This is a genomic window from Methylobacterium sp. Leaf117, from assembly GCF_001422985.1.
Lineage (GTDB): Bacteria > Pseudomonadota > Alphaproteobacteria > Rhizobiales > Beijerinckiaceae > Methylobacterium.
In genome coordinates this window covers 459467-483021 of sequence record NZ_LMNL01000023.1, presented here as the reverse complement: position 1 = coordinate 483021, position 23555 = coordinate 459467, and the positions used below count along the sequence as shown (strand labels likewise).

General features: G+C 66.5%; 24 protein-coding genes and 1 pseudogene. 13 read left to right on the top strand and 12 right to left on the bottom strand.

What is annotated here, in order from left to right; all coding sequences use genetic code 11:
- The first annotated feature begins 2 nt into the window (after nt 1-2).
- Nucleotides 3-194 (top strand): hypothetical protein, encoded by a 192-nt coding sequence (locus ASF57_RS13710; protein ID WP_056484166.1) that lies wholly within the window; start codon nt 3-5, stop codon nt 192-194.
- Nucleotides 195-331: 137 nt separating this feature from the next.
- Here ASF57_RS13710 and dapE read toward each other — a convergent pair whose 3' ends face one another.
- Entirely contained in the window at nt 332-1528 is a 1197-nt protein-coding gene (dapE, locus tag ASF57_RS13705; RefSeq protein ID WP_056484163.1) for a succinyl-diaminopimelate desuccinylase, read from the bottom strand.
- A gap of 110 nt (nt 1529-1638) precedes the next feature.
- Here dapE and moeB point away from each other — a divergent pair, with 110 nt between their 5' ends.
- On the top strand, nt 1639-2421 hold the full coding sequence (gene moeB, locus ASF57_RS13700; RefSeq protein ID WP_056484578.1) for a molybdopterin-synthase adenylyltransferase MoeB: 783 nt from the start codon (nt 1639-1641) through the stop codon (nt 2419-2421).
- Nucleotides 2422-2439: 18 nt separating this feature from the next.
- Here moeB and ASF57_RS13695 read toward each other — a convergent pair whose 3' ends face one another.
- Entirely contained in the window at nt 2440-4287 is a 1848-nt protein-coding gene (locus tag ASF57_RS13695) for an ABC transporter transmembrane domain-containing protein (protein ID WP_056484160.1), read from the bottom strand.
- Nucleotides 4288-4465: 178 nt separating this feature from the next.
- Here ASF57_RS13695 and rpmE point away from each other — a divergent pair.
- Nucleotides 4466-4699 (top strand): annotated as a pseudogene (gene rpmE, locus ASF57_RS24795) (50S ribosomal protein L31); the annotation flags it as partial.
- A 134-nt stretch (nt 4700-4833) separates the two neighbouring features.
- Here rpmE and ASF57_RS13690 read toward each other — a convergent pair.
- Nucleotides 4834-5367, bottom strand: coding sequence for a DUF1465 family protein (locus ASF57_RS13690; RefSeq protein WP_056179522.1), 534 nt, complete (start codon nt 5365-5367; stop codon nt 4834-4836).
- 667 nt (nt 5368-6034) lie between these two features.
- On the opposite strand from ASF57_RS13690, the gene rpmH reads away from it, so the two are divergent.
- The 5 genes from rpmH (at nt 6035) to ASF57_RS13665 (ending at nt 9834) form a co-directional block, all read left to right on the top strand.
- Nucleotides 6035-6169, top strand: a complete 135-nt coding sequence (gene rpmH, locus ASF57_RS13685; protein ID WP_055947927.1) for a 50S ribosomal protein L34 — start codon at nt 6035-6037, stop codon at nt 6167-6169.
- Nucleotides 6170-6253: 84 nt separating this feature from the next.
- Nucleotides 6254-6826 carry a ribonuclease P protein component gene (gene rnpA, locus ASF57_RS13680; protein WP_082503940.1) on the top strand — a complete coding sequence of 191 codons (573 nt, stop codon included), beginning with the start codon at nt 6254-6256 and terminating at the stop codon, nt 6824-6826.
- Nucleotides 6819-8681, top strand: coding sequence for a membrane protein insertase YidC (gene yidC / locus ASF57_RS13675; RefSeq protein ID WP_056484157.1), 1863 nt, complete (start codon nt 6819-6821; stop codon nt 8679-8681). The genes rnpA and yidC overlap by 8 nt, the downstream gene beginning before the upstream one ends.
- Nucleotides 8682-8815: 134 nt before the next feature.
- Nucleotides 8816-9466 carry a ribosome biogenesis GTP-binding protein YihA/YsxC gene (yihA, locus tag ASF57_RS13670; protein WP_056179514.1) on the top strand — a complete coding sequence of 217 codons (651 nt, stop codon included), beginning with the start codon at nt 8816-8818 and terminating at the stop codon, nt 9464-9466.
- Nucleotides 9463-9834, top strand: a complete 372-nt coding sequence (locus ASF57_RS13665) for a DUF423 domain-containing protein (RefSeq protein WP_056484154.1) — start codon at nt 9463-9465, stop codon at nt 9832-9834. Before yihA ends, ASF57_RS13665 begins: the two co-directional genes overlap by 4 nt.
- Nucleotides 9835-10108: 274 nt before the next feature.
- Here the strand turns inward: ASF57_RS13665 and ASF57_RS13660 are convergent, their stop codons facing one another.
- Both ASF57_RS13660 and ASF57_RS13655 read right to left on the bottom strand, forming a co-directional pair.
- Entirely contained in the window at nt 10109-10732 is a 624-nt protein-coding gene (locus ASF57_RS13660) for a hypothetical protein (protein ID WP_056484151.1), read from the bottom strand.
- A gap of 35 nt (nt 10733-10767) precedes the next feature.
- Nucleotides 10768-12213, bottom strand: coding sequence for a TIGR00366 family protein (locus ASF57_RS13655; protein WP_056484148.1), 1446 nt, complete (start codon nt 12211-12213; stop codon nt 10768-10770).
- Nucleotides 12214-12441: 228 nt separating this feature from the next.
- On the opposite strand from ASF57_RS13655, the gene ASF57_RS13650 reads away from it, so the two are divergent.
- Complete coding sequence (locus ASF57_RS13650; RefSeq protein WP_156376125.1) at nt 12442-12792, top strand: hypothetical protein; 351 nt, start codon at nt 12442-12444, stop codon at nt 12790-12792.
- A 72-nt stretch (nt 12793-12864) separates the two neighbouring features.
- On the opposite strand, the gene clpB is transcribed toward ASF57_RS13650, so the two are convergent.
- Nucleotides 12865-15495 carry an ATP-dependent chaperone ClpB gene (gene clpB / locus ASF57_RS13645; protein WP_056484142.1) on the bottom strand — a complete coding sequence of 877 codons (2631 nt, stop codon included), beginning with the start codon at nt 15493-15495 and terminating at the stop codon, nt 12865-12867.
- Nucleotides 15496-15725: 230 nt separating this feature from the next.
- Here clpB and ASF57_RS13640 point away from each other — a divergent pair, with 230 nt between their 5' ends.
- Nucleotides 15726-16502, top strand: a complete 777-nt coding sequence (locus ASF57_RS13640; RefSeq protein ID WP_056484139.1) for an MOSC domain-containing protein — start codon at nt 15726-15728, stop codon at nt 16500-16502.
- A 43-nt stretch (nt 16503-16545) separates the two neighbouring features.
- Here the strand turns inward: ASF57_RS13640 and ASF57_RS13635 are convergent, their stop codons facing one another.
- Together ASF57_RS13635 and ASF57_RS13630 are read right to left on the bottom strand one after the other, a co-directional pair.
- Nucleotides 16546-16821, bottom strand: a complete 276-nt coding sequence (locus tag ASF57_RS13635; RefSeq protein WP_056179498.1) for a hypothetical protein — start codon at nt 16819-16821, stop codon at nt 16546-16548.
- A 218-nt stretch (nt 16822-17039) separates the two neighbouring features.
- Complete coding sequence (locus ASF57_RS13630; RefSeq protein WP_056179495.1) at nt 17040-17249, bottom strand: hypothetical protein; 210 nt, start codon at nt 17247-17249, stop codon at nt 17040-17042.
- Nucleotides 17250-17506: 257 nt separating this feature from the next.
- On the opposite strand from ASF57_RS13630, the gene argB reads away from it, so the two are divergent.
- A complete protein-coding gene (gene argB / locus ASF57_RS13625) occupies nt 17507-18403 on the top strand; it encodes an acetylglutamate kinase (RefSeq protein ID WP_056179492.1) in 897 nt (298 codons plus the stop codon).
- Nucleotides 18404-18423: 20 nt separating this feature from the next.
- On the opposite strand, the gene ASF57_RS13620 is transcribed toward argB, so the two are convergent.
- The 4 genes from ASF57_RS13620 to ASF57_RS13605 all read right to left on the bottom strand — a co-directional run bounded on the left by ASF57_RS13620 (nt 18424) and on the right by ASF57_RS13605 (nt 21999).
- The gene (locus tag ASF57_RS13620; protein ID WP_244476932.1) at nt 18424-20022 is read right to left on the bottom strand and encodes a SpoIIE family protein phosphatase; all 1599 of its coding nucleotides are present in this window, start codon (nt 20020-20022) and stop codon (nt 18424-18426) included.
- A 101-nt stretch (nt 20023-20123) separates the two neighbouring features.
- Complete coding sequence (locus ASF57_RS13615; protein WP_056484133.1) at nt 20124-20987, bottom strand: GGDEF domain-containing protein; 864 nt, start codon at nt 20985-20987, stop codon at nt 20124-20126.
- Nucleotides 20984-21370, bottom strand: coding sequence for a DUF1987 domain-containing protein (locus tag ASF57_RS13610; RefSeq protein WP_056484130.1), 387 nt, complete (start codon nt 21368-21370; stop codon nt 20984-20986). The genes ASF57_RS13615 and ASF57_RS13610 overlap by 4 nt, the downstream gene beginning before the upstream one ends.
- A gap of 14 nt (nt 21371-21384) precedes the next feature.
- Nucleotides 21385-21999: a SiaB family protein kinase gene (locus tag ASF57_RS13605; protein ID WP_244476931.1), complete on the bottom strand. Its 615-nt coding sequence runs from the start codon at nt 21997-21999 to the stop codon at nt 21385-21387.
- A 348-nt stretch (nt 22000-22347) separates the two neighbouring features.
- Between ASF57_RS13605 and ASF57_RS13600 the strand changes: the two genes are divergently transcribed.
- A complete protein-coding gene (locus tag ASF57_RS13600; protein ID WP_056484576.1) occupies nt 22348-23076 on the top strand; it encodes a pyrimidine 5'-nucleotidase in 729 nt (242 codons plus the stop codon).
- A complete protein-coding gene (locus ASF57_RS13595; protein ID WP_056484127.1) occupies nt 23073-23495 on the top strand; it encodes a metallopeptidase family protein in 423 nt (140 codons plus the stop codon). Before ASF57_RS13600 ends, ASF57_RS13595 begins: the two co-directional genes overlap by 4 nt.
- Nucleotides 23496-23555: the final 60 nt, after the last annotated feature.

Sequence of the window (23555 nt, the reverse complement as noted above, 5' to 3'; positions counted from 1 at the left end):
CAATGAATTTTCCAATTCACGTCTTCATTCTGGGAGCGACTGTCTTCGCAGCACTCTCGCCCTTCATTTTCATCGCGATCCGGGAAGCCGTGAAGCGGCAGCGGCAGGAGATCGCGCGTGATCTGGCAGCCGTCTTCGACATTGCCGGGCAAACCAGCCAGCGACTGATCCCCTCGTTCGAATTCATCAAATAAAGGTACTTCACCGGGCGTCTACGGCTGGCCGGAAAGAGCAGCCCCGTGGATTTACTGACAGAGGAAGCGGCCTGACTCTGACCTGACCACTCCCGCCCCCGAACCTTGAGGCGAGACCGCCACCCCGGAGGGCCGAGTCATGCTGTCCGGGTGATCGCCTCGGGACCGAAATACGCCGCCAGCACGCGCGTGTAGATCGCCGTCAGGCGGTTCAGGTCGGCCACCGGAACGCATTCGTCGGTCTGGTGCATGGTCTGGCCGACGAGGCCGAACTCGATGACCGGGCAGGCCTCCTTGATGAATCGGGCGTCGGATGTGCCGCCCGTGGTGGAGAGCACCGGACGGCGGCCGGTCTCGGTGGCGATGGCGCCGGCGACGAGTTCGGTGAAGGCATCCGGCTCGGTGAGGAAGGCCGGCGAATTCGAGGGCAGCAGGTCGAGATGATAGCGCACGCTCCGGCCGGCGGCCGCGTCGAGGCGGGCCCGGATCTCGGCGCCGAGGGTCTCGGCGGTCCAGCGGTCGTTGAAGCGGATGTTGAAGGTGCCGTGCGCCTCGGCCGGGATCACGTTGGTGGCCGTGTTGCCGACGTCGAGGGTGGTGAATTCCAGGTTCGAGGCGCCGAAATGCTGGGTTCCGCCATCGAGTGGTTCGGCCAGCAAGGCTCTGGCGAGGCGAAGGAGGCCGGGAATCGGGTTCTCGGCCAGATCCGGATAAGCCACGTGCCCCTGTCGGCCCTGCACCGTGAGGTGTCCCGAGAGCGAGCCGCGCCGGCCGATCTTGATCATGTCGCCGAGGGAATCCGGGTTGGTCGGCTCGCCGAGGAGGCAATGATCGAAGCGTTCGCCACGCGCCCGCGCCCATTCGAGGAGCTTGACCGTCCCATTGATCGCCGGCCCCTCCTCGTCGCCGGTGATGAGAAATCCGATTGAACCCGGAAAGGTCGGACCGGCCACGTCGAGATAGTCGAGAGCGGCGGCGAGCATGCAGGCGATGCCCCCCTTCATGTCGACGGCCCCGCGCCCGTACAGGATTCCGTTCTCGACCGTCCCGGCGAAGGGGCCGTGGCGCCAGCGGGCGAGGTCACCCGGCGGCACCACGTCGGTGTGCCCGGCAAACAGCAGGTAGGGCGCGCGGGTGCCGATGCGGGCGTAGAGGTTGTCGATATCGGGCGTGCCGGTCTGTGAGAATCTCGGGCGCTCGACCGCGAACCCGGCCTCCTCAAGGACGCCGCCGAGCCAGGTCAGGGCTCCCCCCTCCTCCGGCGTCACCGAGGGGCAGCGGATCAGGCTCTGGGCAAGGGCGAGCGGGGAGTGGTCGAGGGCGACGTTCGGCACGGGCGAGACTCTCGCTTGATGTCCTGTGGGCAGGCCATAAGCGCCAGCGCGCGGGGGTGCAATTCGCCCGCGGTCTTTCGCGCCGCGTCGACCGGGCTTATCTGCGGGGCATGGCCCTCTCCTCCGACGAAGTCGAACGCTATGCCCGCCACCTTGTCCTGCCGGAGGTCGGTGGACCGGGGCAGGCCCGTCTGAAGGCCGCCCGCGTCCTCGTCATCGGCGCCGGCGGCCTCGGCGCGCCGCTGATCCAGTATCTCGCGGCGGCCGGGATCGGGACGATCGGAATCATCGACGACGACGTCGTCTCCCTGTCGAACCTGCAGCGACAGGTCATCCACGCGACCCCCGATATCGGCCGCCTGAAGGTGGAGAGCGCGCGCGATGCGGTGGTCCGCCTCAATCCGCACGTCGCCGTGGAGACCCACGCGGCGCGGCTCACGGCGGAGACCGCGCAGAGCCTCATCGGTACCTATGACGTGGTGGCCGATGGCTCCGACAACTTCACCACCCGCTACGCCGTGTCGGATGCGTGCTTCCATGCCCGGAGGCCGCTGGTGACGGCGGCCCTCGGGCGTTTCGACGGATCGCTGACGACGCTCAAGCCTTATGCGAGCGATGCGCGCGGTCGCCCGAACCCGACCTATCGCTGCCTGTTCCCGAATCCGCCGCCGCCCGGCAGCGTCGCCCCCTGCGCCGAGGCCGGCGTGCTGGGAGCACTGGCGGGCATCATGGGATCCTTCATGGCGCTCGAGGTCATCCGCACGATCACGGATTTCGGCGAGCCCCTGGTCGGGCGCCTGCTGATGGTCGACACGCGATCGATGCGTTTCGAAACGCTCGGCTACGGCTGGGACGACGCCAACCCGCTGAACGGGACCGACGCAGGGACCTGACCCCCGCGCCGGTCCACCCTACTCCGCCGGAAGGGGCGTGAGGCGCGGGCGGGCCTCCTTGCCCCGCGCGGTCTCGTCGTAGGCATCGGTGAATTGAAGCGCGGCGAGTTGCGCGTAGAGCGCGCCCTGCGCCAGCAGGCTCTCGTGGGTACCGCTCTCGACGATTCGGCCCCCGTCGAGGACCAGGATCCGGTCGGCCTTGCGGATCGTGGCGAGCCGGTGCGCGATGACCAGCGTGGTGCGCCCGCGCATCAGGGTGTCGAGGGCCGTCTGCACCGCGCGCTCGCTTTCGGCATCGAGGGCCGAGGTCGCCTCGTCGAGAAGCAGGATCGGCGCGTCCTTCAGGATGGCGCGTGCAATGGCGACGCGCTGGCGCTGGCCGCCGGACAGGGTGACGCCCCGCTCGCCCACCGTCGTGGCATAGCCCTGCGGAAGGGCCTGGATGAAGCCGTCCGCGTTGGCGAGTTCGGCGGCGCGCTGCACCTGCGCCTCCGTCGCCTCCGGGCGCCCGTAGCGGATGTTGTCGAGAACGCTCCCCGAGAACACCGTCGGGTCCTGCGGTACCAGGGCCAGGCGCTCGCGCAGAGCGTCCGGATCGGCGCGCGTGATATCGACGCCATCGACCCGAATGGTGCCTGCCTGCGGATCGTAGAAGCGCAGCAGCAGTTGCAGCACCGTGGTCTTGCCGGCTCCCGAAGGGCCGACGAGCGCGACGCGCTCGCCCGGCGCGATGGTGAAGCTGATCCCGTCCAGGGACGGGTGGTCGGGGCGAGCCGGATAAAGGAATCGGATCGACTCGAAGGTGACCGCGCCCCTCGCCGGAACCGGCAGCGGAAGTGGGTCGACCGGAACCTGAATCGCCGGCTCGGCCGCCAGGATTTCGCCGAGCCGCTCGGCAGCGCCCGCGGCCTGGGCGAGTTCTCCGTAGACTTCCGAGAGCTGCCCCAGCGCGCTCGCCCCGAACACGGCGTAGAGCACGAACTGCGAGAGCTGACCGGCCGTCATGGTGCCGGCGAGGACGCCTTGCGCGCCGTACCACATCACGCCGACGACGCTGGCCGAGATCAGGAAGATGGCGACGCCCGTCAGCAGTGCGCGCGCCTGGATCGAATCACGGGCCGCCGCGTAGGCGTTCTCGGACGCCTCGCCGAATCGGGCGGCCGTGCTCCGGCCCATCCCGAAAGCCTGCATGGTGCGGATCGCATTCACCGCTTCGGCCGCGTAAGCGGAGGCGTCGGCCAGGCGATCCTGCGCGGCCCGCGATCGGCGACGCACGCCGCGCCCGGAGAGAATCAGCGGAAAGACGATCAGGGGAATCGCGGCGAGCACCAGGATCGAGAGCTTCGGACTGGTGATGACCATCATCACGACCGCCCCGGTGAAGAGGAACGCGTTGCGCAGAAGGATCGAGATCGAGACGCCGAACACCGCCTTGACCTGCGTCGCATCCGCCGTGAGACGCGAAATGATCTCGCCCGACAGCGAGCGGTCGAAGAAGGCCGGGTCGAGCTGGGTCAGCCGGCGAAACACGGCGGTGCGCAGATCCGCCACCACCCGCTCGCCCAGCGTCACCACCGTGTAGTAGCGGGCGCCGCTGGAGAGGGCGAGCACCGCGACCACACCGATCAGCGCCGCAAAGTAGGTGTCGATGACCCCCTGCCCCTCCGGCGAGAAGCCGTGATCGATCACCCGGCGCAGAGCGAGCGGGACCACCAGGGTCGCACCGGACGCGGCCAGCAACGCCAGGAAGGCAGCGAGCATCCGGCCGCGATAAACCATCGCGAAGGGAATCAGCGGGCGCAGCGAACCCAGCGGTGCCTTCGGCCGGGCTTCCCCGGAAGATTTCTTGTCACGGCCGCGAGCCATGGTGCCTCGTCATCATTGGTCTTCAAGGAAAAGCGACCGACCGGCGGCCTCTTCGATCGGCGCACGCTTGTCGGGCGAAGGTGCGTGGGGTATAGGCGCGCCTTCATCCGATTGCGCGTGATCTATGGCCGCGGGCCGCCAGACGGGCCGGTCGGCTTGGCTATTCAAGGATTTCGTCATGGCAAAGAGCGCGGCCGACAAGGCCAAGGGTACCGAGCATCCCGACTACCACTTCATCAAGGTCGTGATGACCGACGGGTCCGAGTACATGACCCGGTCGACCTACGGCAAGGAGGGTGACACCCTCAACCTCGACATCGACCCCAACACCCATCCGGCCTGGACCGGTGGCGAGCAGAAGATGCTCGATCGCGGCGGTCGCGTTTCGCGCTTCAACTCGCGTTTCGGTGCTGAGATGCCGCGTACGGCCTTTATCAACTCGCGACCATCGCCTGGACGTCGGTTTCAACGTCGAAGTCCAATCTCGTTTCGGGGGTCATCGCGGGACAGTCGGCCCGGCCAAGCGGCCGGGCCCCCGGTGTCGCTTCAAGAGGCGGATGCCGGGGCGAAGGCGGAGCGCAGGAGGCTCAGTTGCGCCACCACCGGACTCTCCTGGGGAAGCGGCGACGGGCGCTCGTCGGCGATCAGTCCATCCAGATGCAGGATTCGGGTGTGGAGCCGGCGTGAACGGACGATGAGATCCTGGAGGGTGGGCGGCAGCACGCCGAATACCTCGCTGCGGAAAGTCTCCGGCGTGGTCAGCCGGACGCGGGTCTTTTCCTGCATCGCCTCGGCCGGGGTCAGCTCCCCTTCCGAGACGGCGCGCTGCACCAGAAGCCAGGATGCGATCTGCATCAGGCGGGTGGTGAGACGCATGCTCTCGCTGGCGTAGCTGAGCGTGCCATCTCGGGACATCAGCCGGGACTCCTCGCGGCCCGTGCCGTCGAGATAGGCGGCGGCTTCCTCGACCAGGGTCATGCCCTCGCGGAAGAGCGTCTTGAACGCATCGGATGTGACGTAGGTGTCACCGAAATTCACCCAGTCGCGCTCGTCCCGGAACATGACGTCGTATCCGCTCATAGTGCCTCCTGTGCCGCAACCGGGATGATGCGTCCCGTGGTGGGACGAAAGCGGCGCGCTTGTCCCTTGTTGCGCAACTCTAGCGCCGAACGCCGAGGCACGCGGCCTTTACCGGACGTTAACGTTAATTGAGGCGATCGGTGCCGCTGAAGGGGGGGCGCCGGAGGGCAGGCCCGGTGCGGAGGCTTGCGAGAGGACTTGGTGCAAGATCCTGGCCCAAGATCCTGGCGAAGACCCTCGTGAAGACACGCGCCATGAAAAAAAGGCCGCCCGGTTCGGGGCGGCCTGAAAAGCGAGTTTCGGGAGGAGTCCAGGCGTGCGGACCGGAGGTTCGCGCGGTGTCCGGGATCGCCGAACAGGATCACAGGATGCCGCAGCTTGGTTAATGAAAGGTTGCGCCTGGCGACCAGCTTGCCGACGAGCTTCGCAACCAATTCGGCGGCGAATCGGGAGTGGACCTTGGCACCGATCCCGTTTGCCGATTTCGACGCCTGACGGTCATCTGGAATTGACTTGCAGGGGTCGTTGCCGCATAAGCCGCGCCATCGCGACGCGGCGCCCTTGATGGGCGCTGTTCGCGCTTGCAGACACATTTCAGGGCGAGTGAATATCCGGCGCAGCCTTCGGTGCGGCCCGGATCGATCCTCGGCCATTCGGAGATCGCGCCATGAAGAGAACCTATCAGCCCAGCAAGCTCGTGCGTAAGCGCCGTCACGGTTTCCGTGCCCGCATGGCGACCGCTGGCGGCCGCAAGGTCATCGCTGCCCGTCGCGCCCACGGTCGCAAGAAGCTCTCGGCCTAAGGGCTTGGCGGCGCCGTCACGGCGGCGCGCCACACCATCATGTCACCCAGGGACCGCAGGACCGGCAGCGAGATCGGGTCGACCTTGTCGACGATCGGGAGGCTGACGCGGCGCTCCGAGTTCCTGGCGGCTGCCAGCGGGCGTCGTTTCCACAACGAACGTCTATCGGCGCAGGGCCTGATCCGTGCCGTGGACCCGTCTCTGGACGGTTCAACCCACGATCAGCCCGGCGACGGGCTGCGTATCGGCTTCACCATTACGAAGCGCGTCGGTCACGCCACGGAGCGCAATCGCATCCGGCGGCGTCTTCGTGCTGCCGTGACGCAGGCCGCTGGCGACCTGCCGGTCCGCCCGGCCGATGTGGTGCTGGTGGCCCGACGACCGGCACTGCATGCCCCTTTCGCGACTCTCATCGACGATCTGCGCCGCGCCGTCTCGGTCGTGACCAAGCCGCAGGGCCCGAAATCCGACCCGGCGGAGTCGCGTCCCGGCCGGCGCGGACGCGGCAAAGGCGCGCCTGCGTCTGGCGCATCGGCGACGGCTCCGGTATTGGCCTCGGGCGCGACGGCCTCCGTCGCGGTGCCCGGTTCCGGACCGGCTCGCGCGAACGCGCCCTCCCCACTTCCCAACGCATGCGACGGACCAACCGATGGGTAATGACAAGACGAACATGATCGTCGCGATCGCCTTATCGCTGGCGGTCCTGCTCGGCTGGAACTACTTCATCGCCGCCCCACGCGTGGAGCAGCAACGCCAGGCCGCCTTGCAGAACAGGGCAGCGACGGAAGCGACGGGTCAGGCTGCCGGTCCGGACGGCGTGCCGAGCGCAAGTCCGAAGGAAGGCGGCCCGGCCAGTCCCGTCCCCGGCACCCTGCCGGGCGCTTCGAGCGCTGGCGGCATTGTCTCGCGTGAAACCGCGATTGCTCGCTCGCCGCGGGTGACCATCGATACGCCGGCGCTGGCCGGCTCCATCGCCCTGAAGGGCGGCCGCATCGATGACGTCTCGCTGAAGAATTACCACGAGACCGTCGACGACAAGAGCCCGAATATCGTCCTGCTCTCGCCCACCGGCACCGAGAATCCGTACTACGCCGAATTCGGCTGGGTCGGTCAGAATGCCGGGCCGCTGCCCAACGGCGATACGGTGTGGACGGCCGACGCCAACACCCTGGCACCGGGCAAGCCGGTCACGCTGAGCTACGACAACGGCGCCGGTCTGTTGTTCAAGCGCATCATCGCGGTGGACGACAAGTTCCTGTTCACGGTCCGCGACGAGGTCGAGAACAAGGGCGGCAACGCCGTCAGTCTCTATCCCTACAGCCTCGTCTCGCGCTGGGGTAAGCCGCACACCCAGGGCTATTACGTGCTGCACGAAGGCATGATCGGCGTGCTCGGCGCCGACGGCCTGCAGGAATACACCTATGATCACCTCGCCAAGGAACCGGCGCTCGGCAATGCCAGCACCAAGGGCAAGACCTGGACGGGCGTGACCGGCGGCTTCGTCGGCATCACCGACAAGTACTGGGCCGCTGCTGCCATTCCCGACCAGGCGACGCCCTATACCGGTAGCTTCACTGAGCGGACCGACGGCGCCACCAAGGTCTACCAGGCCAATGTCCTCGGCAACGTCCAGGTGGTCCAGCCTGGCGCCTCCGTGACCACGACGCAGCAGCTCTTCGCCGGTGCGAAGGAAGTGAACACCATCAACGCCTATCAGGCGAACCAGAACATCAAGCAGTTCGACCTGCTGATCGACTGGGGCTGGTTCCACTTCATCACCAAGCCGATGTTCCGGGCACTGGACTTCTTCTTCCACCTGTTCGGCAATTTCGGCATCGCGATCCTGGTGGTGACCCTCTGCCTGAAGCTGCTGTTCCTGCCGATCGCCAACAAGTCCTATCAGTCCATGGCCAAGATGAAGGCCGTGCAGCCCGAGATGGCTTCGATCCGCGAGCGCTATGCTGACGACAAGATGAAACAGCAGCAGGCGATGATGGAGCTGTACAAGAAGGAGAAGATCAATCCGGTTGCCGGCTGCTGGCCGGTGCTGATCCAGATCCCGGTCTTCTTCGCGCTGTACAAGGTCCTGTTCATCACCATCGAAATGCGGCACGCGCCGTTCTTCGGGTGGATCCAGGATCTGGCGGCGCCCGATCCGACCAATATCCTCAACCTGTTCGGCCTGCTTCCCTTCGCGGCACCCGACTTCATTCACCTCGGCATCTGGCCCATCATCATGGGCATCACGATGTTCATCCAGATGAAGATGAACCCCGCGCCGCCGGACCCGGTTCAGGCGCAGATCTTCACCTTCATGCCGATCGTGTTCACCTTCATGCTGGGCTCGTTCCCCGCCGGTCTGGTAATCTACTGGGCCTGGAACAACACCCTGTCGGTGATCCAGCAATACGTGATCATGCGACGGAACGGGGTGAAGGTAGAGCTCTGGGACAACCTGCGGGGCATGTTCCGGCGCAAGACCGCCGACAAGAACGCCGTCGCCAAGAGCTGATCGCTTCGTTGATACGCAGGACGACGCTTCCCCACCCGGTCCTCTCCGTTTCGCAACGGGGAGGACTTCCTGTTTTCGGTGTGTCGGCTCGCGAGAGTGGTGGGCACGCCCTCTCCTTCGTCCGGAGCCGCCCGATGTCCCAAGCCGAAGACGATGCCGCCCTGCTGGAGGCCGGTCGCCTGCTGTTTGCCGGTGCAGCCGATTTCATCGCCTCCGCTCCGAACGTGCCCGCCCTGCCGCCGATGAAAGGCGTCGAGATCGCGTTCGCGGGCCGCTCCAACGTCGGCAAGTCGAGCCTCGTCAATGCGCTCACCGGCCGCAACACCCTGGCGCGGACGTCGCACACGCCGGGACGGACGCAGCAGCTGAACTTCTTCGATATCGGCGGCCGGCTCACCCTGGTCGACATGCCCGGCTACGGCTACGCGGCCGTGGAGAAGACCAAGGTCGAAGCCTGGACCGACCTGATCCACGACTACCTGAAGGGTCGATCGAATCTCGCCCGCGTCTTCATGCTGATCGATTCGCGCCACGGCCTGAAAAGCATCGACACCGACGTCCTCGACGGCCTCGACAAGGCCGCCGTGAGCTACCAGATCGTATTGACCAAGGGCGACGCGCTGAAGAAATCCGAAATGGATGCCCGCATCGCCGGGGTGCAATCCGCCATCGCCCGGCGCCCGGCGGCCTATCCGGAGATCCTGCTCACCTCGAGTCGCGATGATCGCGGCGTGCCGGAACTGCGTGCCAGCGTCGCCCGGCTGCTCCAGGAGCGCGGCGCATGAAGGGCCTTGATCGCGCCCTCCTGGCGCTCGGCGCCCTCGCCGGGCTCCTCGGCGTCGCGGCGAGCGCGGCCTCTGCTCATGTCAGCGGGGCCGACAGCCTGAAGACCGCGGCGCAGTTCCTGCTGTTTCACGCGCCCGCACTTCTCGCCCTCGCCGCACTTTCAGCGACGGGCACGACGCATCGGCCGGTCACGCGCCTTGCCGGCGCCGGCCTCGTCCTTGGGCTCACGCTGTTCGCCGGCGATCTCGCCCTGCGGGCATTGCACGGCACGGCACTGTTTCCCATGGCGGCGCCGATCGGTGGCGTCCTGCTGATGGGGGGCTGGTTGCTGATCGCCGTCGCGGCGCTCATTCCGACCCGGCGTTGAATCCGATCGTCATCGAGGCGATCAGGCGCCTCGCGGCCGACGTTCCAGCGCCGGTGGCCTTCGCCATTGGCACCGTCTGAGTCTGCAACCGACGTCGAGCCGGTGATCGCTCGCGCTTGGGCGCCAACGATTGGCTTGTCGCAGTCATCGGTGTGACGACCGGCGACGTTGCGGTGCGACGTCAAGCGGAGGCTGGACGCGGATACGTCGCCGCATTGGCGCCAAGCCGAAGGTCGATCAGCCCACCCCGTCGCCAGGATCGACGCACAGCCCCCTACCTGATCAGGGGTGGCAGAGGCGGCGATACGCCCTCGGGGAGCGCCGTCCGCGCCATGTTCATGCTCATGGCGAGCAGCGTGTAGTAGCCATTGATCCCCGCCATCTCCACGGCGGCCTGCTCGCCGAAGGTCTGAACCGCACGCGCGTAGGTGGTGTCGCTGACCGCCTTGTTGTGGTGCAATTCCGTCGAGAACGCGTAGACCAGCGTCTCCTCTGGGCCCATCGCGTCCGGCCGCCGGCCTTCCTGAATCGCCGCGACGATGGCCGGATCGAGGCCCGCCTTCAGGGCGATCGGCGCGTGAATGTGCCACTCCAGTTGCTGCGTCCATTCCCGGGCGGTGATCAGGATGATGAACTCGCTCAAGCGCAGGGGCAGCACGCTGCGGTAGCGCAGGTGCAGGCCCATGGTGCTGGCATTGGTCATCAATTCGGGACTGCGCAGCAGCGGCACGAATGGCCCGAACACCGGTGTCTGGCGCGCGCCCAGGAAGGCCTCCGCCGCAGCCTTCTGTTCGGCGCTGAGGGCATCGGCCGGTATCGGCGGCAGGCGGTCTTGGGCCAAAGCGGACGAACTCCCGACAAGAAGGATCGACAGGACCGGGAGGATGGCGAACCGCATGAGTTTGCTCCTCCCGTCCGGCTTCCGGCTCCTGCCTACGGCATTACCGGCGGGTGATAGGTCAGCGTGAAGGCCAGGGCCCAGAGCAGGAACAGCACCACCGGCAGGTGGATGAGAAGCTGCAGGAAGCTGAATCCGACGATATCGCGCGCCTTCAGTCCGAGAATGCCGAGCAATGGTAGCATCCAGAAGGGGTTGATCAGGTTCGGCAAGGCCTCGGCCGCGTTGTAGACCATCACGGCCCAGCCGAGATGGACCTGCAGTTCGTTGGCCGCCTGCATCACGTAGGGCGCTTCCAGCAGCCACTTGCCGCCACCCGAAGGCACGAAGAAGCCGAGCACCGCCGAGTAGACACCCATCGAAATTGGGAAGCTGCCCGTGGTGTTCAGGCTGACGAAGGCGTGGGTGATGACCTCGGAAACCGAGATGCCGGCCGCGTTCTTCGGCCCGGTCAACATTGCGCTGATGGCTGCGTAGAGCGGGAACTGGATCAAGATGCCGGCGGTCGCCGGCACGGCCTTCGCCACCGCCACGAGAAAGCGCTTGGGGCGCCAATGCAGCAGCAGACCGAGAGTGATGAACAGCAGGTTGTAGGTGTTGAGGTTCGAGATCGCGGTGATCCAGGATTGGCGCGCGAACTCCTGGTAGATCCAGCCGCCCGCGATCACCACCAGCAGGATCGTCAGGATCGGGGAATGCTCCAGCCACTCGCCGGGCTGCTCGGGCCGCCCGAGATCGGTCTTTTCGCGGGCAACGTTCACGCCGAGATCCTCGGCGGTCACGGCCGTGTTCGGACGCGGCGCCGATGCGTAGGCGATGATCACCGACATCACGAACAGAACCGCGGCGATCAGCATCGACTGCCACAGGAAGATGGTCTCACTGAAGGGGATCACGCCGGTGATCGGCAGGAGCGCCTTGGGCAGGCTCGCAGCATTGGCCTGGAGCTGGGCCGCCGACGAGCTGAGGCCCATCGCCCACGTGGCGCCGAGCCCCAGATAGGCGGCGGCTCCGGCGGCGCGGTAATCCATGCGGAGTTCGGTGCGGCGGGCCAGGGCGCGGGCGAGCAGGCCGCCGAAGATCAGACTGAGGCCCCAGCTCAGGAACGAGGACAGCATGGTCGCCGCGGCCACGAACCCGACGGCCCCACGCCCGGATTTCGGGATGGCGGCGAGGCGGTCGATCAGCGCCTGGACCGGTGGCGCCGTCGCCACCACGTAGCCGCCGATCGTCACGAAGGCCATCTGCATGGTGAACGGGATCAGGCTCCAGAAGCCATCGCCGAAGCTCTTGGCAATGGCGGGAGCCGGTGCCCCGTTGGCCAGGGCGCCCAGCGCCACGATGACCACAGCGATGGCCACGAAGATGAAGGCATCCGGAAACCACTTCTCAGCCCAGGCGGTAAACCGGATGCCGGCCCGTGACAGGGCGCTCTCCATCGCGGCGGAGTCGGCCTTTCGCTCCGGCGTGGGTGTCGACATCGGGACGTCCTGAGAATGAGGGAAGCAGTGGTGCGCGCGCATTCTCCGCAAATGCTGCCGCTGCTCAAGGTGAATTCACGCCCGTTCACAAGCTTGACGTCGGTTTGTCAGGCGGTCGGTGACTGCGAGGATTGCGCCTTCAGGCTTCCTTGATGGTTCGACCGCGATGATCACGGGGCTTGGCGTAAAAGGTCCGGCGAAAAAAGGTTTGGCGTGGAAGGACTGTCGGTGACGGAGATCTTGAAGGTCCGTGACCTCGATACGCGGATGGCGGAGCGTCGGCGCGGAAGCGCGGCCGTACGCGACCTGCGGCGTCCGGACGAGGATACGGGCGCCTCGGACAATCCGTTCCTGTCTCCGCTCGGCTGGCTCGGTGCCGTTCTCCTGAACATGGCGCTGGTCCTTCTCGTCGGATTGAGCGCCGTGCTGGTCCCGCCCCTGCTGGCCTGCCGCGAGCAAGGGGCACGGGGCTTCTTTGCCGGCGACACCTTTCAGACCTGCGCCGTCCGGGGCATCGGCGCCCGCTTCCGGGATCTCGACGGCCGCCTCCGGCGGGTGATCCTGCATTCGGGACAGTAAACCTCTAAAACGGCGAGGCCCGCGGCGGCGGGAGCCGTCGCGGGCCTTTCTGATCGCGTCGTGCGGAACCGATCAGTTCAGAGTCACGCTCTCCGGACGGCGCTCGGTGCTGAGGCCGGACTTGCCGACCGTGAGACCAAGCGGACCGACCTGCACCGGCACGGCTTCCCCGTCGTGGATCAACCCCGACAGGAGCTGCTCGGCCAGCCGGTCCTGCACCGCCTTCTGGATCACCCGCTTCAGGGGGCGCGCCCCGTAGGCCGGGTCGTAGCCCTTGTCGGCGAGCCAGTCGCGCGCCTCAGGCTCGACGTCGAGGGTGATCTTACGCTCGTCGAGGAGCTTCTGCAGGCGCTTCAACTGGATCTCGACGATCGCCCCCATCTCGGACCGCTTCAGGCGGTGGAAGAGGATGATCTCGTCGATCCGGTTGAGAAATTCCGGCCTGAAGTGGCTGCGCACCACTCCCATCACCTCCTCGCGCACGGCATCGGTGTCGTCGCCGTCGCCCTGATTGACGAGGTATTCCGAACCGAGATTCGAGGTCATGATCAGGAGCGTATTGCGAAAATCCACCGTCCGCCCCTGGCCGTCCGTCAGGCGCCCGTCATCGAGCACCTGCAGCAGGACGTTGAACACGTCCGGATGCGCCTTCTCGATCTCGTCGAACAGCACGACCTGATAGGGACGACGCCGCACGGCCTCGGTGAGCGCACCGCCCTCCTCGTAGCCGACATAACCCGGAGGCGCGCCGATCAGCCGGGCCACGGAGTGCTTCTCCATGTATTCCGACATGTCGAGGCGAACCAGCGCCGTGTCGTCGTCGAACAGGAAGCCGGCCAAAGCCTTGGTCAGCTCGGTCTTTCCGACGCCGGTCGGCCCCAGGAAGATGAACGAGCCGATCGGCCGGTTCGGATCCTGGAGGCCGGCGCGAGCCCGACGGACGGCAGTCGCCACCGCCTCTACCGCCTCGCGTTGACCGACCACGCGCTCGCCCAGCGCGTTCTCCATAGCCAGGAGTTTGTCGCGCTCGCCCTCCAGCATCTTGTCGACGGGCACCCCGGTCCAACGCGAGACGACGCCCGCGATATGGGCCGGCGTCACCGCCTCCTCGACCATGCCGTCGCGCACGATGGCGCTCTCGGCCTGCGCCTCGATCTCGGCGAGTTGACGCTCCAGGCCCGGGATCACCCCGTAGGCGAGTTCGCCGGCGCGCTGGTACTGGCCCTGACGCTGGGCCGAGGCGAGGTCGTTGCGGGCCTCGTCGAGCTTCTTCTTGAGCTCGGCGGCCGCCCCCAACTTGTCCTTCTCGGCCTTCCAGCGCGAGGTGATCGCGGCGGACTGTTCCTCGAGGTCGCCCAGCTCCTTCTCCAGCCGCACCAGACGGTCGCGGGAGGCGGAGTCGGTCTCCTTCTTCAGGGCCTCGCCCTCGATCTTCAAGCGCACGATCTCGCGGTCGATATTGTCGAGCTCCTCAGGCTTCGAATCGACCTGCATGCGCAGGCGCGACCCGGCCTCGTCCATCAGATCGATGGCTTTGTCCGGCAGGAAACGATCGGTGATGTAGCGGTTCGATAGGGTCGCGGCCGCTACCAGCGCCGCATCCTGGATGCGTACGCCGTGGTGCTGCTCGTACTTCTCCTTGATTCCGCGCAGGATCGAGACCGTATCCTCGACCGTCGGCTCGGACACGAAGACAGGCTGGAAGCGCCGCGCCAGGGCGGCGTCCTTCTCCACGTGCTTGCGGTACTCGTCCAGCGTGGTCGCGCCGACGCAGTGGAGCTCGCCCCGTGCCAGAGCGGGCTTCAGCAGGTTCGAGGCGTCCATCGCCCCGTCCGCCTTGCCAGCCCCGACGAGGGTGTGCATCTCGTCGATGAACAGGATGATGCCGCCTTCCGCAGCCGTGACCTCGGAGAGCACACCCTTCAGTCGCTCCTCGAATTCGCCGCGGTATTTCGCACCGGCGATCAACGATCCCATGTCGAGAGCGAGAAGGCTCTTGTCGCGCAAGGATTCCGGCACGTCGCCGTCGACGATGCGCAACGCCAGCCCCTCGACGATGGCAGTCTTGCCGACACCGGGCTCGCCGATCAGGACGGGGTTGTTCTTGGTGCGCCGCGACAGGACCTGGATCGTGCGGCGGATTTCCTCGTCGCGACCGATCACCGGGTCGAGCTTGCCCTCGCGCGCCGCTTCCGTGAGATCGCGGGCGTATTTCTTGAGCGCATCGTAGGCGTTCTCGGCAGTCGCGTTGTCGGCGGTGCGGCCCTTGCGGAGCGCGTTGATGGCGCCATTGAGCGACGCGGCCGTTACGCCGGCAGCCGCGAGCGCCCGGCCGGCTTCGGTGTCCTTTTCGACCGCGAGGGCGAGCAGCAGGCGCTCGACGGTGACGTAGCTGTCGCCGGCCTTCTCGGCGGCCTTCTCGGCCGTGTCGAACAGGCGCACGAGTTCGCGCGTCGCCTGCGGCTGGGACGCGTTGCCGGACACCTTCGGCTGCTTGGCGAGCCAGGCTTCGGTCTGTGCGAGCGCAACCCGCGACTGGCCGCCCGCCCGGTCGATCAGACCGGCGCACAGGCCCTCGGGATCGTCGAGCAGGACCTTCAGGATATCGCCCGGCTGGAATTGCGGATGGCCCTCGCGCATCGCGAGGCTCTGCGCGGCCTGCACGAAGCCGCGGGCGCGTTCGGTATAGATCTCGAAATTCATCGGTGTTCCACCTCCCCGTGTCGGCTCGACCCACCGCCCGCTTCACGCGGCACGGCCGATCGCCGAGACGTCGCCCCCACGGCCGGTGCCGCTGGGGACCCCGGCGCCACATCGCCACCGGTCACCAGGATGTGGTGTTGCATATCGGCACCACAAGGGTTCGGAACGCGACGGATTTCAGAGCCGGTGCGGACTTGCGCTGCGCCGCTTTTCAGGGCCACGCTTGGCACATGACCGACTCCCCCTGCCTGCACCTCGACGCCCTCTATCGCTACCCGGTGAAGGGGCTCTCGCCCGAGGCGATAACGCAGGCGAGCCTGACGGCGGGGGATTATTTTCCAGGAGACCGCCTGTTTGCGGTGGAGAACGGCCCTTCGGGCTTCGATCCGGAGGCTCCGGTCCATCAGCCGAAGATCAAGTTCCTGATGCTCATGCGCGACGAGGCGCTGGCGCAACTCGACACGCGCTACGACCCTCAGGATGGAACCTTGACGATCCGCCAGGGCGGCACGGTGGCGATACGCGGCGACCTCGCCCGTCCGGAGGGACGTGCAGCCATCGAGGCCTTCCTGACCAAATACATACCAGGGTCCTTACGTGGACCGGCCAAGGTTTTGACCGCGCCGGCGGGATACCGATTCACGGATTCCCCGCGCGGCTTCGTCTCGCTCCTCAACCTCGCCAGCGTCGCAGCCCTGGAGGATCTCACCGGCGCAGCCGTGGACCCGCTGCGCTTCCGGGCGAATCTGCACGTCTCGGGGCTGGCACCCTGGGCCGAACTCGATCTCGTCGACCGCACGATCACGACGACGGGCGGGGTGCGCCTCCACATCCACAAACGGACCCAGCGCTGCGCGGCGACGAATGTCGATCCGGCGACGGGCCAGCGCGACCTCGCGATCCCGCGCACACTTGCCCAGCACCTCGGCCACACCGATTGCGGCGTCTACGCCGAGGTGCTGGCAGGCGGCGTACTGACCACGGGAGAGACCTTGACGCTCACCTGAATCGGGCTTTCCCCGCAGACCCACATCGGCCGGCGCCGAGGGTTCAGATCGCGTCGCGGCGCACGAGGACGATGGCGGCGGCGTAGCCGGCCCGGCGCAGGTGACGCAGATCGGCGTGGCGACGTTCGCAGGTCACCTTGAGATAACGATCATCGCCGCCGGGCAGACCTGTCGAGGCCGCCAGGGTCTGCCCGTGCATCAGGCACTCCATCGGCGTTCGCGCCGGCGAGACGATGATGTCGAGGGCGGTGTCGCGCGAGCAATCCTTGGCCAAGAGGGTCGCGGCGCAAACGAGGGCAACGGACAGCAATTCGGACATGACGGACCCCTTGTTCGAGATGGCGAATAAGGTCCGCGGGATGGCTCCGGCGTTCGAGCGGCCGCGTGATCGTTGCCTTGGTGTTCCTCGTCTCGTTGTTCTTGGAAGAAGCTTTTCCCGAGTCAGGCCAAGCATGGCGTGTGCCAGCATCGGTTCTTATCGTTGGACGCAGTGCCGTCAGCGATGACGCGCGCGACAATTGACCTGTCGTGGTGCTGTCAGCCGCGCGTCCGCAGCCAATGCGGCTCGGGCTCCGAGCGCGGCAGAAGGGCTGCGACCGCGTCGAGATCGACCGTGAAATGGTCGGTCAGGAGCCGCCACATCTCGGAGGAAGACCCGGCCTGCGGGCCGAGTTGATCGACCGCGATGGCGATATGGCTGGGATGGAGCAGCGTGGGACGCGGATGGAACGGATCGGCATTCAGCATGGTGCAGGATCCCCGGCGATGGGACGATCATCAATCATCAACCTTAAGGAAGGCTTACGCTGAGCGAAGCTGGAACGGTCGGGAGCATTGGACACGCGCCCGCAGTACCGAACCGTCCCATCGCCTTGCCGGCCCTGGCGAAATCCGTCGCTCCCTCGCGAAATTCGTACCGGTGCTGCTTCGCACCGTCGCGTGGCTGCGTTAGAAGCCCGGCGTCGCGCGCGGTGCCCGACGCGCCATCGAGGACGAGCCCCACGATGAAAGAACCGCTGCCCAACGTTCATGTGCGCGCCGAGGTGCTGGTCCAGGCCCTGCCGCACATGCAGCGCTACGATCAGGAAATCGTCGTGATCAAGTATGGCGGCCACGCCATGGGCGACCGCGCGGCGGCCGAGGATTTCGCCGAGGACATCGTGTTGCTGGAGCAGTCCGGCCTGAAGCCGATCGTCGTCCATGGCGGCGGCCCGCAGATTGGTCGGATGCTCGGTCGACTCGGCATCGAATCGGAGTTCCGCGGCGGCCTGCGCGTCACCGACGAGGCCACCGTCGAGGTGGTCGAGATGGTTCTGGCCGGTTCGATCAACAAGCAGATCGTCGGTTGGATCTCGGCCGAGGGCGGTCGCGCGGTCGGTCTTTGCGGCAAGGACGGCAACATGGTCCGGGCCAAGAAGGCCACCCGCACCATCATCGATCCCGAGAGCCAGACCGAGCAGGAAGTCGACCTCGGCCTCGTGGGCGAGCCCGAGCATGTCGAGCGTGGAGTGCTCGACGCGGTGCTGAAGGCGGAACTGATCCCCGTCCTCGCACCGGTGGCGTTCGGGGCCGATGGCCAGACCTACAACGTCAACGCCGACACGTTTGCGGGCGCGATCGCGGGCGCCCTGCGGGCCAAGCGCCTGCTGCTGCTCACCGACGTCCCGGGCGTGCTCGACAAGGACAAGAAGCTGATTCCCGAGCTGTCGATCGACGATTGCCGCCGGCTCATCGCCGATGGGACCATCACCGGCGGCATGATCCCGAAGGTGGAAACCTGCATCTACGCGCTGGAGCAGGGCGTCGAGGCGGTCGTCATCCTCGATGGGAAGGTCAGCCACGCCGTGCTGCTGGAGCTGTTCACCGATTACGGTGCCGGCACCCTCATCCGCCGGGGCTGACCCGGCCGCCTGCCTCGCGCTCACATCGCGCGAGGCATCGCCTTCGGCCGGAAGGCCACGAGGGTCATATCATCGCGGCGGCCTTCGCCGGCCCGGTAAGCCGCAAGGCTCGTGTCGAGGATCGCCACCTGCTCCGACAAGGGTGCCTGCTGGTGGCTGGCGAGGATGTCCATCACGCCGCGATGGCCGAGGAGACGCCGGGTTGGCCCCGCGCCGCCCATCTGGTCGGTAATGCCATCGGTCATCAGGTAGAGGGTCATCCCGGGAGTGACGCGCAGGCGCGACTCCTCAATGGCGATGTGTTCGCCCGTTCGCCGAGGATAGCCGATCCCGCGCTTGGCACCGCGGATGCGGGTCACCGCCGCGCCGTCGATGGTGGTCAGGGCCGTGCCGGCACCGGCAAAGCGAATCTCCGCCGCCTCCGGGTCCCAGATGCAGAGGCCGCAGTCGAGCCCGTCATCCGATTCCGAGCCGCGGCCATCCTGGCGCAGTTGCGTCCGTACCATTCCGTCAAGGGCCACCAGGATGGCGGCGGGATCACGCAGGCCGCGCTCGTGGATCAGCCGGTCCAGGGCCGTGGCGACGATGAGGGTGAGGAAGGCGCCTGGCACGCCGTGCCCGGTACAATCGGCGACCAGCAGGATGCCGAGCCCGTCGATCTCCTCGAGCCAGAAATAATCGCCGCCTACGAGATGCAGCGGCTCCCATAGAACCGCGACCTCGAGGCCGGTACCATCGAGGGCTTTGCGGTCGGGAAGGACCGAACTCTGGATGCGCCGGGCATAGCCGATGCTCTCCATGACGAGGTGGTTGGCGTCCGCGAGCTTGCGATGAGCCTGCTCCAATTGCTGCAGAAGCTGCTTCGCCTCGTCCCCGGAGCGCAGACCGTCGACCATACGGTTGAAGGCCTGAGAAATGACGTCGATCTCGTTGCTGGCCCGGAAGGCCCCGTCGAGTTCCACCGCCACCCAGCGCTTGTGCTCGACCTCGCGCATGGCGAGCAGCAGGCGCTTCAAGGGTGCCAGCACGTGGCGCCGCACGTTGGCGTGCAGGGTCAGAACAAACGCCAGCATCAGGATGAGACTGGTGACGACCGCGAGGATGCCCTGCTTCTCGGCATTGCTGCGCAGGTCCTCAGCCGAGATCGACAGGGTCAGCCGGCCCAGCGGCGCAGTGCCGGGGGCGGCAACCAGATCCGCCTGAGCGGAGATGAGTTCGAAGGACCGCGCGCGCCGCGTCTCGCCAAGGGTCATCAGCACCGTCCCGTTCGCATCGCGGAGCGTGGCTGAACGGAAAGCCGGGTCGAGGGTCAGAGCCTCCATCTGCCGGTGGTAGACCTGAGGACTGGCGCTCCACTCCGGGCGGGCAATGGAACTGGCGGTGATCGCCGCCATCAGGTCGGCCCGCTCGGTGTAGAGGTGCAGCTGGTCGCGATAGTTCACCCAGGCGATGCCGATCTGCGTCACCAGAACGACCACGGCGATGACGGGATAGATCCGCAGGAACAACGTGTGTGCGAGACTGTCGAGGTCGCGTCCCTGCGCCGAGCCGCGAAGCGCGCCGGGCCGCATGGTCCCGGGATCGTTGGAGGTCACGTCCAAGAATTCGGCAGCGCTCATGAAATCGCTGCTTCGCCGCGGACCGGCTCCCCGCAGGGAGCCGCCACGCTTCGATGCGGACGCCCCGCTGGCGGGCAAGGCTTCGGTGATGGCCTCGTCCGTCATGGCTGAACCGAATGCTCGGAGATCTCCGATGGGTCGGGCTTCGGCGCGACTCGGTTCCGGCCGCCATCCTTGGCGGTGTAGAGGGCCGCATCCGCCCGCTGCATCGCGCTCTCCAGGCTCTCCCCCTGCCGCGCCTGGGCGAGACCGATGCTCACCGTGATCGTCACCGCGGCGTCCATCGCTGGCACCGACGTCGCGGCGACCGCGTCCCGCAAGCGCTCGGCGAAAGCATGCCCGACCTCCAGGCTCGTATCCGGCAGGACAATGGCGAATTCCTCACCGCCGGTACGGCCGATGAAATCGAGGGTCCTCAGGTTGGCCCGGCAGGTCGTGACGAAGGACATCAGAGCGGCGTCCCCGGCCGCGTGACCGAAGCTGTCGTTGAGAAGCTTGAAGCGGTCGAGATCGAGCATGAGAATGCAGACCGGCGTGCCGCTGCGCTCGTGGCGCAGCCATTCGCGGGCCGCGATCTCCATGAACCGGCGCCGCGCGAAGGCACCCGTGAGATCGTCGGTGTCGGCCAGACGCCGCAATTCGGCCTCCAGTCGCGTCCGAAGCTCAATTTCACTGGAGAGCGCCGCGTTGAGCGACTGCAGATCACGGCGCTGCTCCGCGAGGCAATGATTGGCCTTTTGCAGCTCCAGCTGCATCCGGTCGCTCATCCGCACCAGACGGCGCTGCTCGCGGTAACCTCGGCGATAGGCATCGGCCAGGGCTTGGACGCCGCCAGCCACATCGGAGAGGCCGGAGAGCATCGCCTCCGTCCGGGTCAGCACGGCCTCTTCGGCGTCGTAGAGACTGAAGGAATCCGACGCCTTCTCCGGCGTGTTTCCAGTCGCGGCTCTGACTGCGCGCGTCATGCGGCTTCCCTCACCAGCTCGAAGCGTGCATGGGAGAAGTCGGCCGCGAAGTCCTCGCCCGCCTCCTCGATCGTCTCGTCGCCATCCAGGAAACGCCACTCGACCGTGACCCGACGTCCCTCTTCGGCGGCATCCTCGAGCGGCATGAAGAGGTTCATCAGCGCCTTGGCACTCGACGAGTTGAAGTAGGCCAGCCGGACCTCGAACACGATCGGGGTCTCGGACGCGATCGCCAGGTAGGCGCGCAGGGCCTGCAGCAACGGCCCGAAGAAGGCGGCCGCATCTTCGGGGTAGGATTCGCCCCGCAGGGACAGGTGCCCGGCCGCGAAGTCGAAGTCGACCTGCGGAGAGCGGTCCGTGGCGGAAATCTGGATTCGATCCATCGGTGGCAGGCTCGTCAGATATAGGCTTTGAGGCAGAAGAAGCTGCGCGCGGCGCCGAGCTCCTGAAAGTCGTACTCGACCGGCGCAGAGGACCGCCGTGCGATCTCGATCAGACCGATGCTTCCCCCGAGGCTGCCCTCATCCGGCGGCTGACGCAGCTTCTCGCGGTAGAACGCCTTCAGCTCATCGCTGTTGAGGCTGGCGATATGGTCGAGCCGGGCCCGCAGCGAGGGCACATCCGCCTCGGGCAGTTCGTTGCCGCAGACGACGTAGAAGCGCCCCGCTTCCATGCCGACGACGATGACCCCGTTGCTGATCAGTCCCGGCGAGGGTCCGGACGGCTGCGCGACCTTGTCGGCGGAGTATCGGATGACGTTCTGCGCCTGCTCGACGAAGATCGCGAAGACGCGCTTGGCCACGGTCGCGTCCGTTTCACCCTGGCTCATCCGCAACCTCAGGACCTCGCCGAGCGAGAAGAGGACATTCTCGGAGATGTCGCCGCCGAAGGAGAGAATAACGCCCTGACGCCGGGAGGCATCGAAGAAGTTCATGAAATCGCGAGCGAGCAAAGCAATTTCTCCCGGTTTACGGGGTCGTACGCCGCGGCACACCTTGCGCTGTACGGCCACACTGCAATAGCCGCTCGTTCGTATATGTCGGGTTAAGGTGATACGCCGGAAATTTCAACCGCATCTTGAGCAGCATATCGCCAGATCAATGCCGGCAATGCCTATTCACCATTCAAATATTGCCGGATTGCCTAAATGCCAATCATTTTACGCTGGAACAGAACGGCCTCGATCGCGACCTGATCTCATTGCGATGGCCTCATGCCGATGGTCTGGCCGGCCACCTGCTTGCCGGATCGCTGCGGCCATGCTCTGAAAAGGAGCGACGCCACGCTTTCCTTCTCGGAGTCCGGCCCCCACTTGGAGCGGCCGGGCTTCTCCGCCCACCCCGAACCGCATTGCGACACCGTGTTCCTGCCCGGCGAGATTCACTTTACCACCGCCCAGTCCCGCGGCTTTCGCCACGTCGATACCTGGGTCTTCGACCTCGACAACACGTTGTATCCCAGCGATGCGCGCGTCTGGCCACAGGTGGACGAGCGCATCACGCTCTACGTCATGCGCCTGTACGGCCTGGACGGGTTGTCGGCCCGCGCCCTGCAGAAATACTTCTATCATCGCTACGGGACGACCCTGAAGGCGCTGATGGTCGAGGCTGAGATCGACCCGCACGACTTCCTCGATTTCGCTCACGACATCGATCACTCCACGATCCGTCTCGACCCTGCCCTCGGGGACGCCATCGAACGGCTGCCCGGTCGCAAGCTGATCCTGACCAACGGCTCCCGCCGCCATGCCGAGAACGTCGCGGCCAAGCTCGGTATCCTCGACCATTTCGAGGACGTCTTCGACATCGCGGATGCGGATTTCGTTCCAAAGCCCGAACGCTCGACCTATGAGCGATTCCTGAAGCGCCACGGGGTCGACCCTCGTCGGGCAGCCCTGTTCGAGGACATCGCCCGCAACCTGGTCGTTCCGCACGATATCGGCATGTCCACCGTTCTCGTGGTGCCCCCGACGGTCGACCCGTTTCGCGAAGCCTTCGAGCAGGAGGCCGTGCGCGAGCCGCATATCGACCATATCACCAGCGATCTGGCCCGGTTCCTGGAACAGCGCGTACTGCCGGAACTCGTATGAACCGCGAGATCCCCCGGGACTGGACGTCGGCCCGAGCGCCGGGGCTCGCGGATTTCGAGGACCTGGCGCACGCCGCCTTCTCCAACCTTCCACTGGTGTTCCGCAACCTCTGCGCCGGCCTTGTCATCCACATCGAAGACTTTCCCGACGACGAGACCTTGCAGGAAATGGACTGCGACAGTCCCTTCGATCTCCTCGGTCTATTCCGCGGCATCGGCATGGCGCAGGGGGGCGATGTCGCGACCGGACAGATGCCGAACCAGGTCTGGCTCTATCGCCGCCCCCTTCTCGACGACTGGGCCGAACACGACGAGACCCTCGGCCATCTCGTCACGCACGTCCTCATTCACGAGATTGGCCATCATTTCGGCTTGTCGGACGCCGACATGGCGGCGATCGAGGCCGCTGCGGACGCGTAACCCCGCGCCCCCTTATCGGAAGCGATCGTCCGGCGCCCGAAAGACGTCCGCCGCTGTCGG

What these genes read in the sequence shown, in the direction of transcription:
- ASF57_RS13710 (WP_056484166.1), top strand. Translation starts at nt 3, where the DNA reads ATGAATTTTCCAATTCACGTCTTCATTCTGGGAGCGACTGTCTTCGCA.
- moeB (WP_056484578.1), top strand. Translation starts at nt 1,639, where the DNA reads ATGGCCCTCTCCTCCGACGAAGTCGAACGCTATGCCCGCCACCTTGTC.
- ASF57_RS13695 (WP_056484160.1), bottom strand. Translation starts at nt 4,287, where the DNA reads ATGGCTCGCGGCCGTGACAAGAAATCTTCCGGGGAAGCCCGGCCGAAG.
- ASF57_RS13690 (WP_056179522.1), bottom strand. Translation starts at nt 5,367, where the DNA reads ATGAGCGGATACGACGTCATGTTCCGGGACGAGCGCGACTGGGTGAAT.
- rpmH (WP_055947927.1), top strand. Translation starts at nt 6,035, where the DNA reads ATGAAGAGAACCTATCAGCCCAGCAAGCTCGTGCGTAAGCGCCGTCAC.
- yidC (WP_056484157.1), top strand. Translation starts at nt 6,819, where the DNA reads ATGGGTAATGACAAGACGAACATGATCGTCGCGATCGCCTTATCGCTG.
- yihA (WP_056179514.1), top strand. Translation starts at nt 8,816, where the DNA reads ATGTCCCAAGCCGAAGACGATGCCGCCCTGCTGGAGGCCGGTCGCCTG.
- ASF57_RS13665 (WP_056484154.1), top strand. Translation starts at nt 9,463, where the DNA reads ATGAAGGGCCTTGATCGCGCCCTCCTGGCGCTCGGCGCCCTCGCCGGG.
- ASF57_RS13660 (WP_056484151.1), bottom strand. Translation starts at nt 10,732, where the DNA reads ATGCGGTTCGCCATCCTCCCGGTCCTGTCGATCCTTCTTGTCGGGAGT.
- ASF57_RS13655 (WP_056484148.1), bottom strand. Translation starts at nt 12,213, where the DNA reads ATGTCGACACCCACGCCGGAGCGAAAGGCCGACTCCGCCGCGATGGAG.
- clpB (WP_056484142.1), bottom strand. Translation starts at nt 15,495, where the DNA reads ATGAATTTCGAGATCTATACCGAACGCGCCCGCGGCTTCGTGCAGGCC.
- ASF57_RS13640 (WP_056484139.1), top strand. Translation starts at nt 15,726, where the DNA reads ATGACCGACTCCCCCTGCCTGCACCTCGACGCCCTCTATCGCTACCCG.
- ASF57_RS13635 (WP_056179498.1), bottom strand. Translation starts at nt 16,821, where the DNA reads ATGTCCGAATTGCTGTCCGTTGCCCTCGTTTGCGCCGCGACCCTCTTG.
- ASF57_RS13630 (WP_056179495.1), bottom strand. Translation starts at nt 17,249, where the DNA reads ATGCTGAATGCCGATCCGTTCCATCCGCGTCCCACGCTGCTCCATCCC.
- argB (WP_056179492.1), top strand. Translation starts at nt 17,507, where the DNA reads ATGAAAGAACCGCTGCCCAACGTTCATGTGCGCGCCGAGGTGCTGGTC.
- ASF57_RS13620 (WP_244476932.1), bottom strand. Translation starts at nt 20,022, where the DNA reads ATGAGCGCTGCCGAATTCTTGGACGTGACCTCCAACGATCCCGGGACC.
- ASF57_RS13615 (WP_056484133.1), bottom strand. Translation starts at nt 20,987, where the DNA reads ATGACGCGCGCAGTCAGAGCCGCGACTGGAAACACGCCGGAGAAGGCG.
- ASF57_RS13610 (WP_056484130.1), bottom strand. Translation starts at nt 21,370, where the DNA reads ATGGATCGAATCCAGATTTCCGCCACGGACCGCTCTCCGCAGGTCGAC.
- ASF57_RS13595 (WP_056484127.1), top strand. Translation starts at nt 23,073, where the DNA reads ATGAACCGCGAGATCCCCCGGGACTGGACGTCGGCCCGAGCGCCGGGG.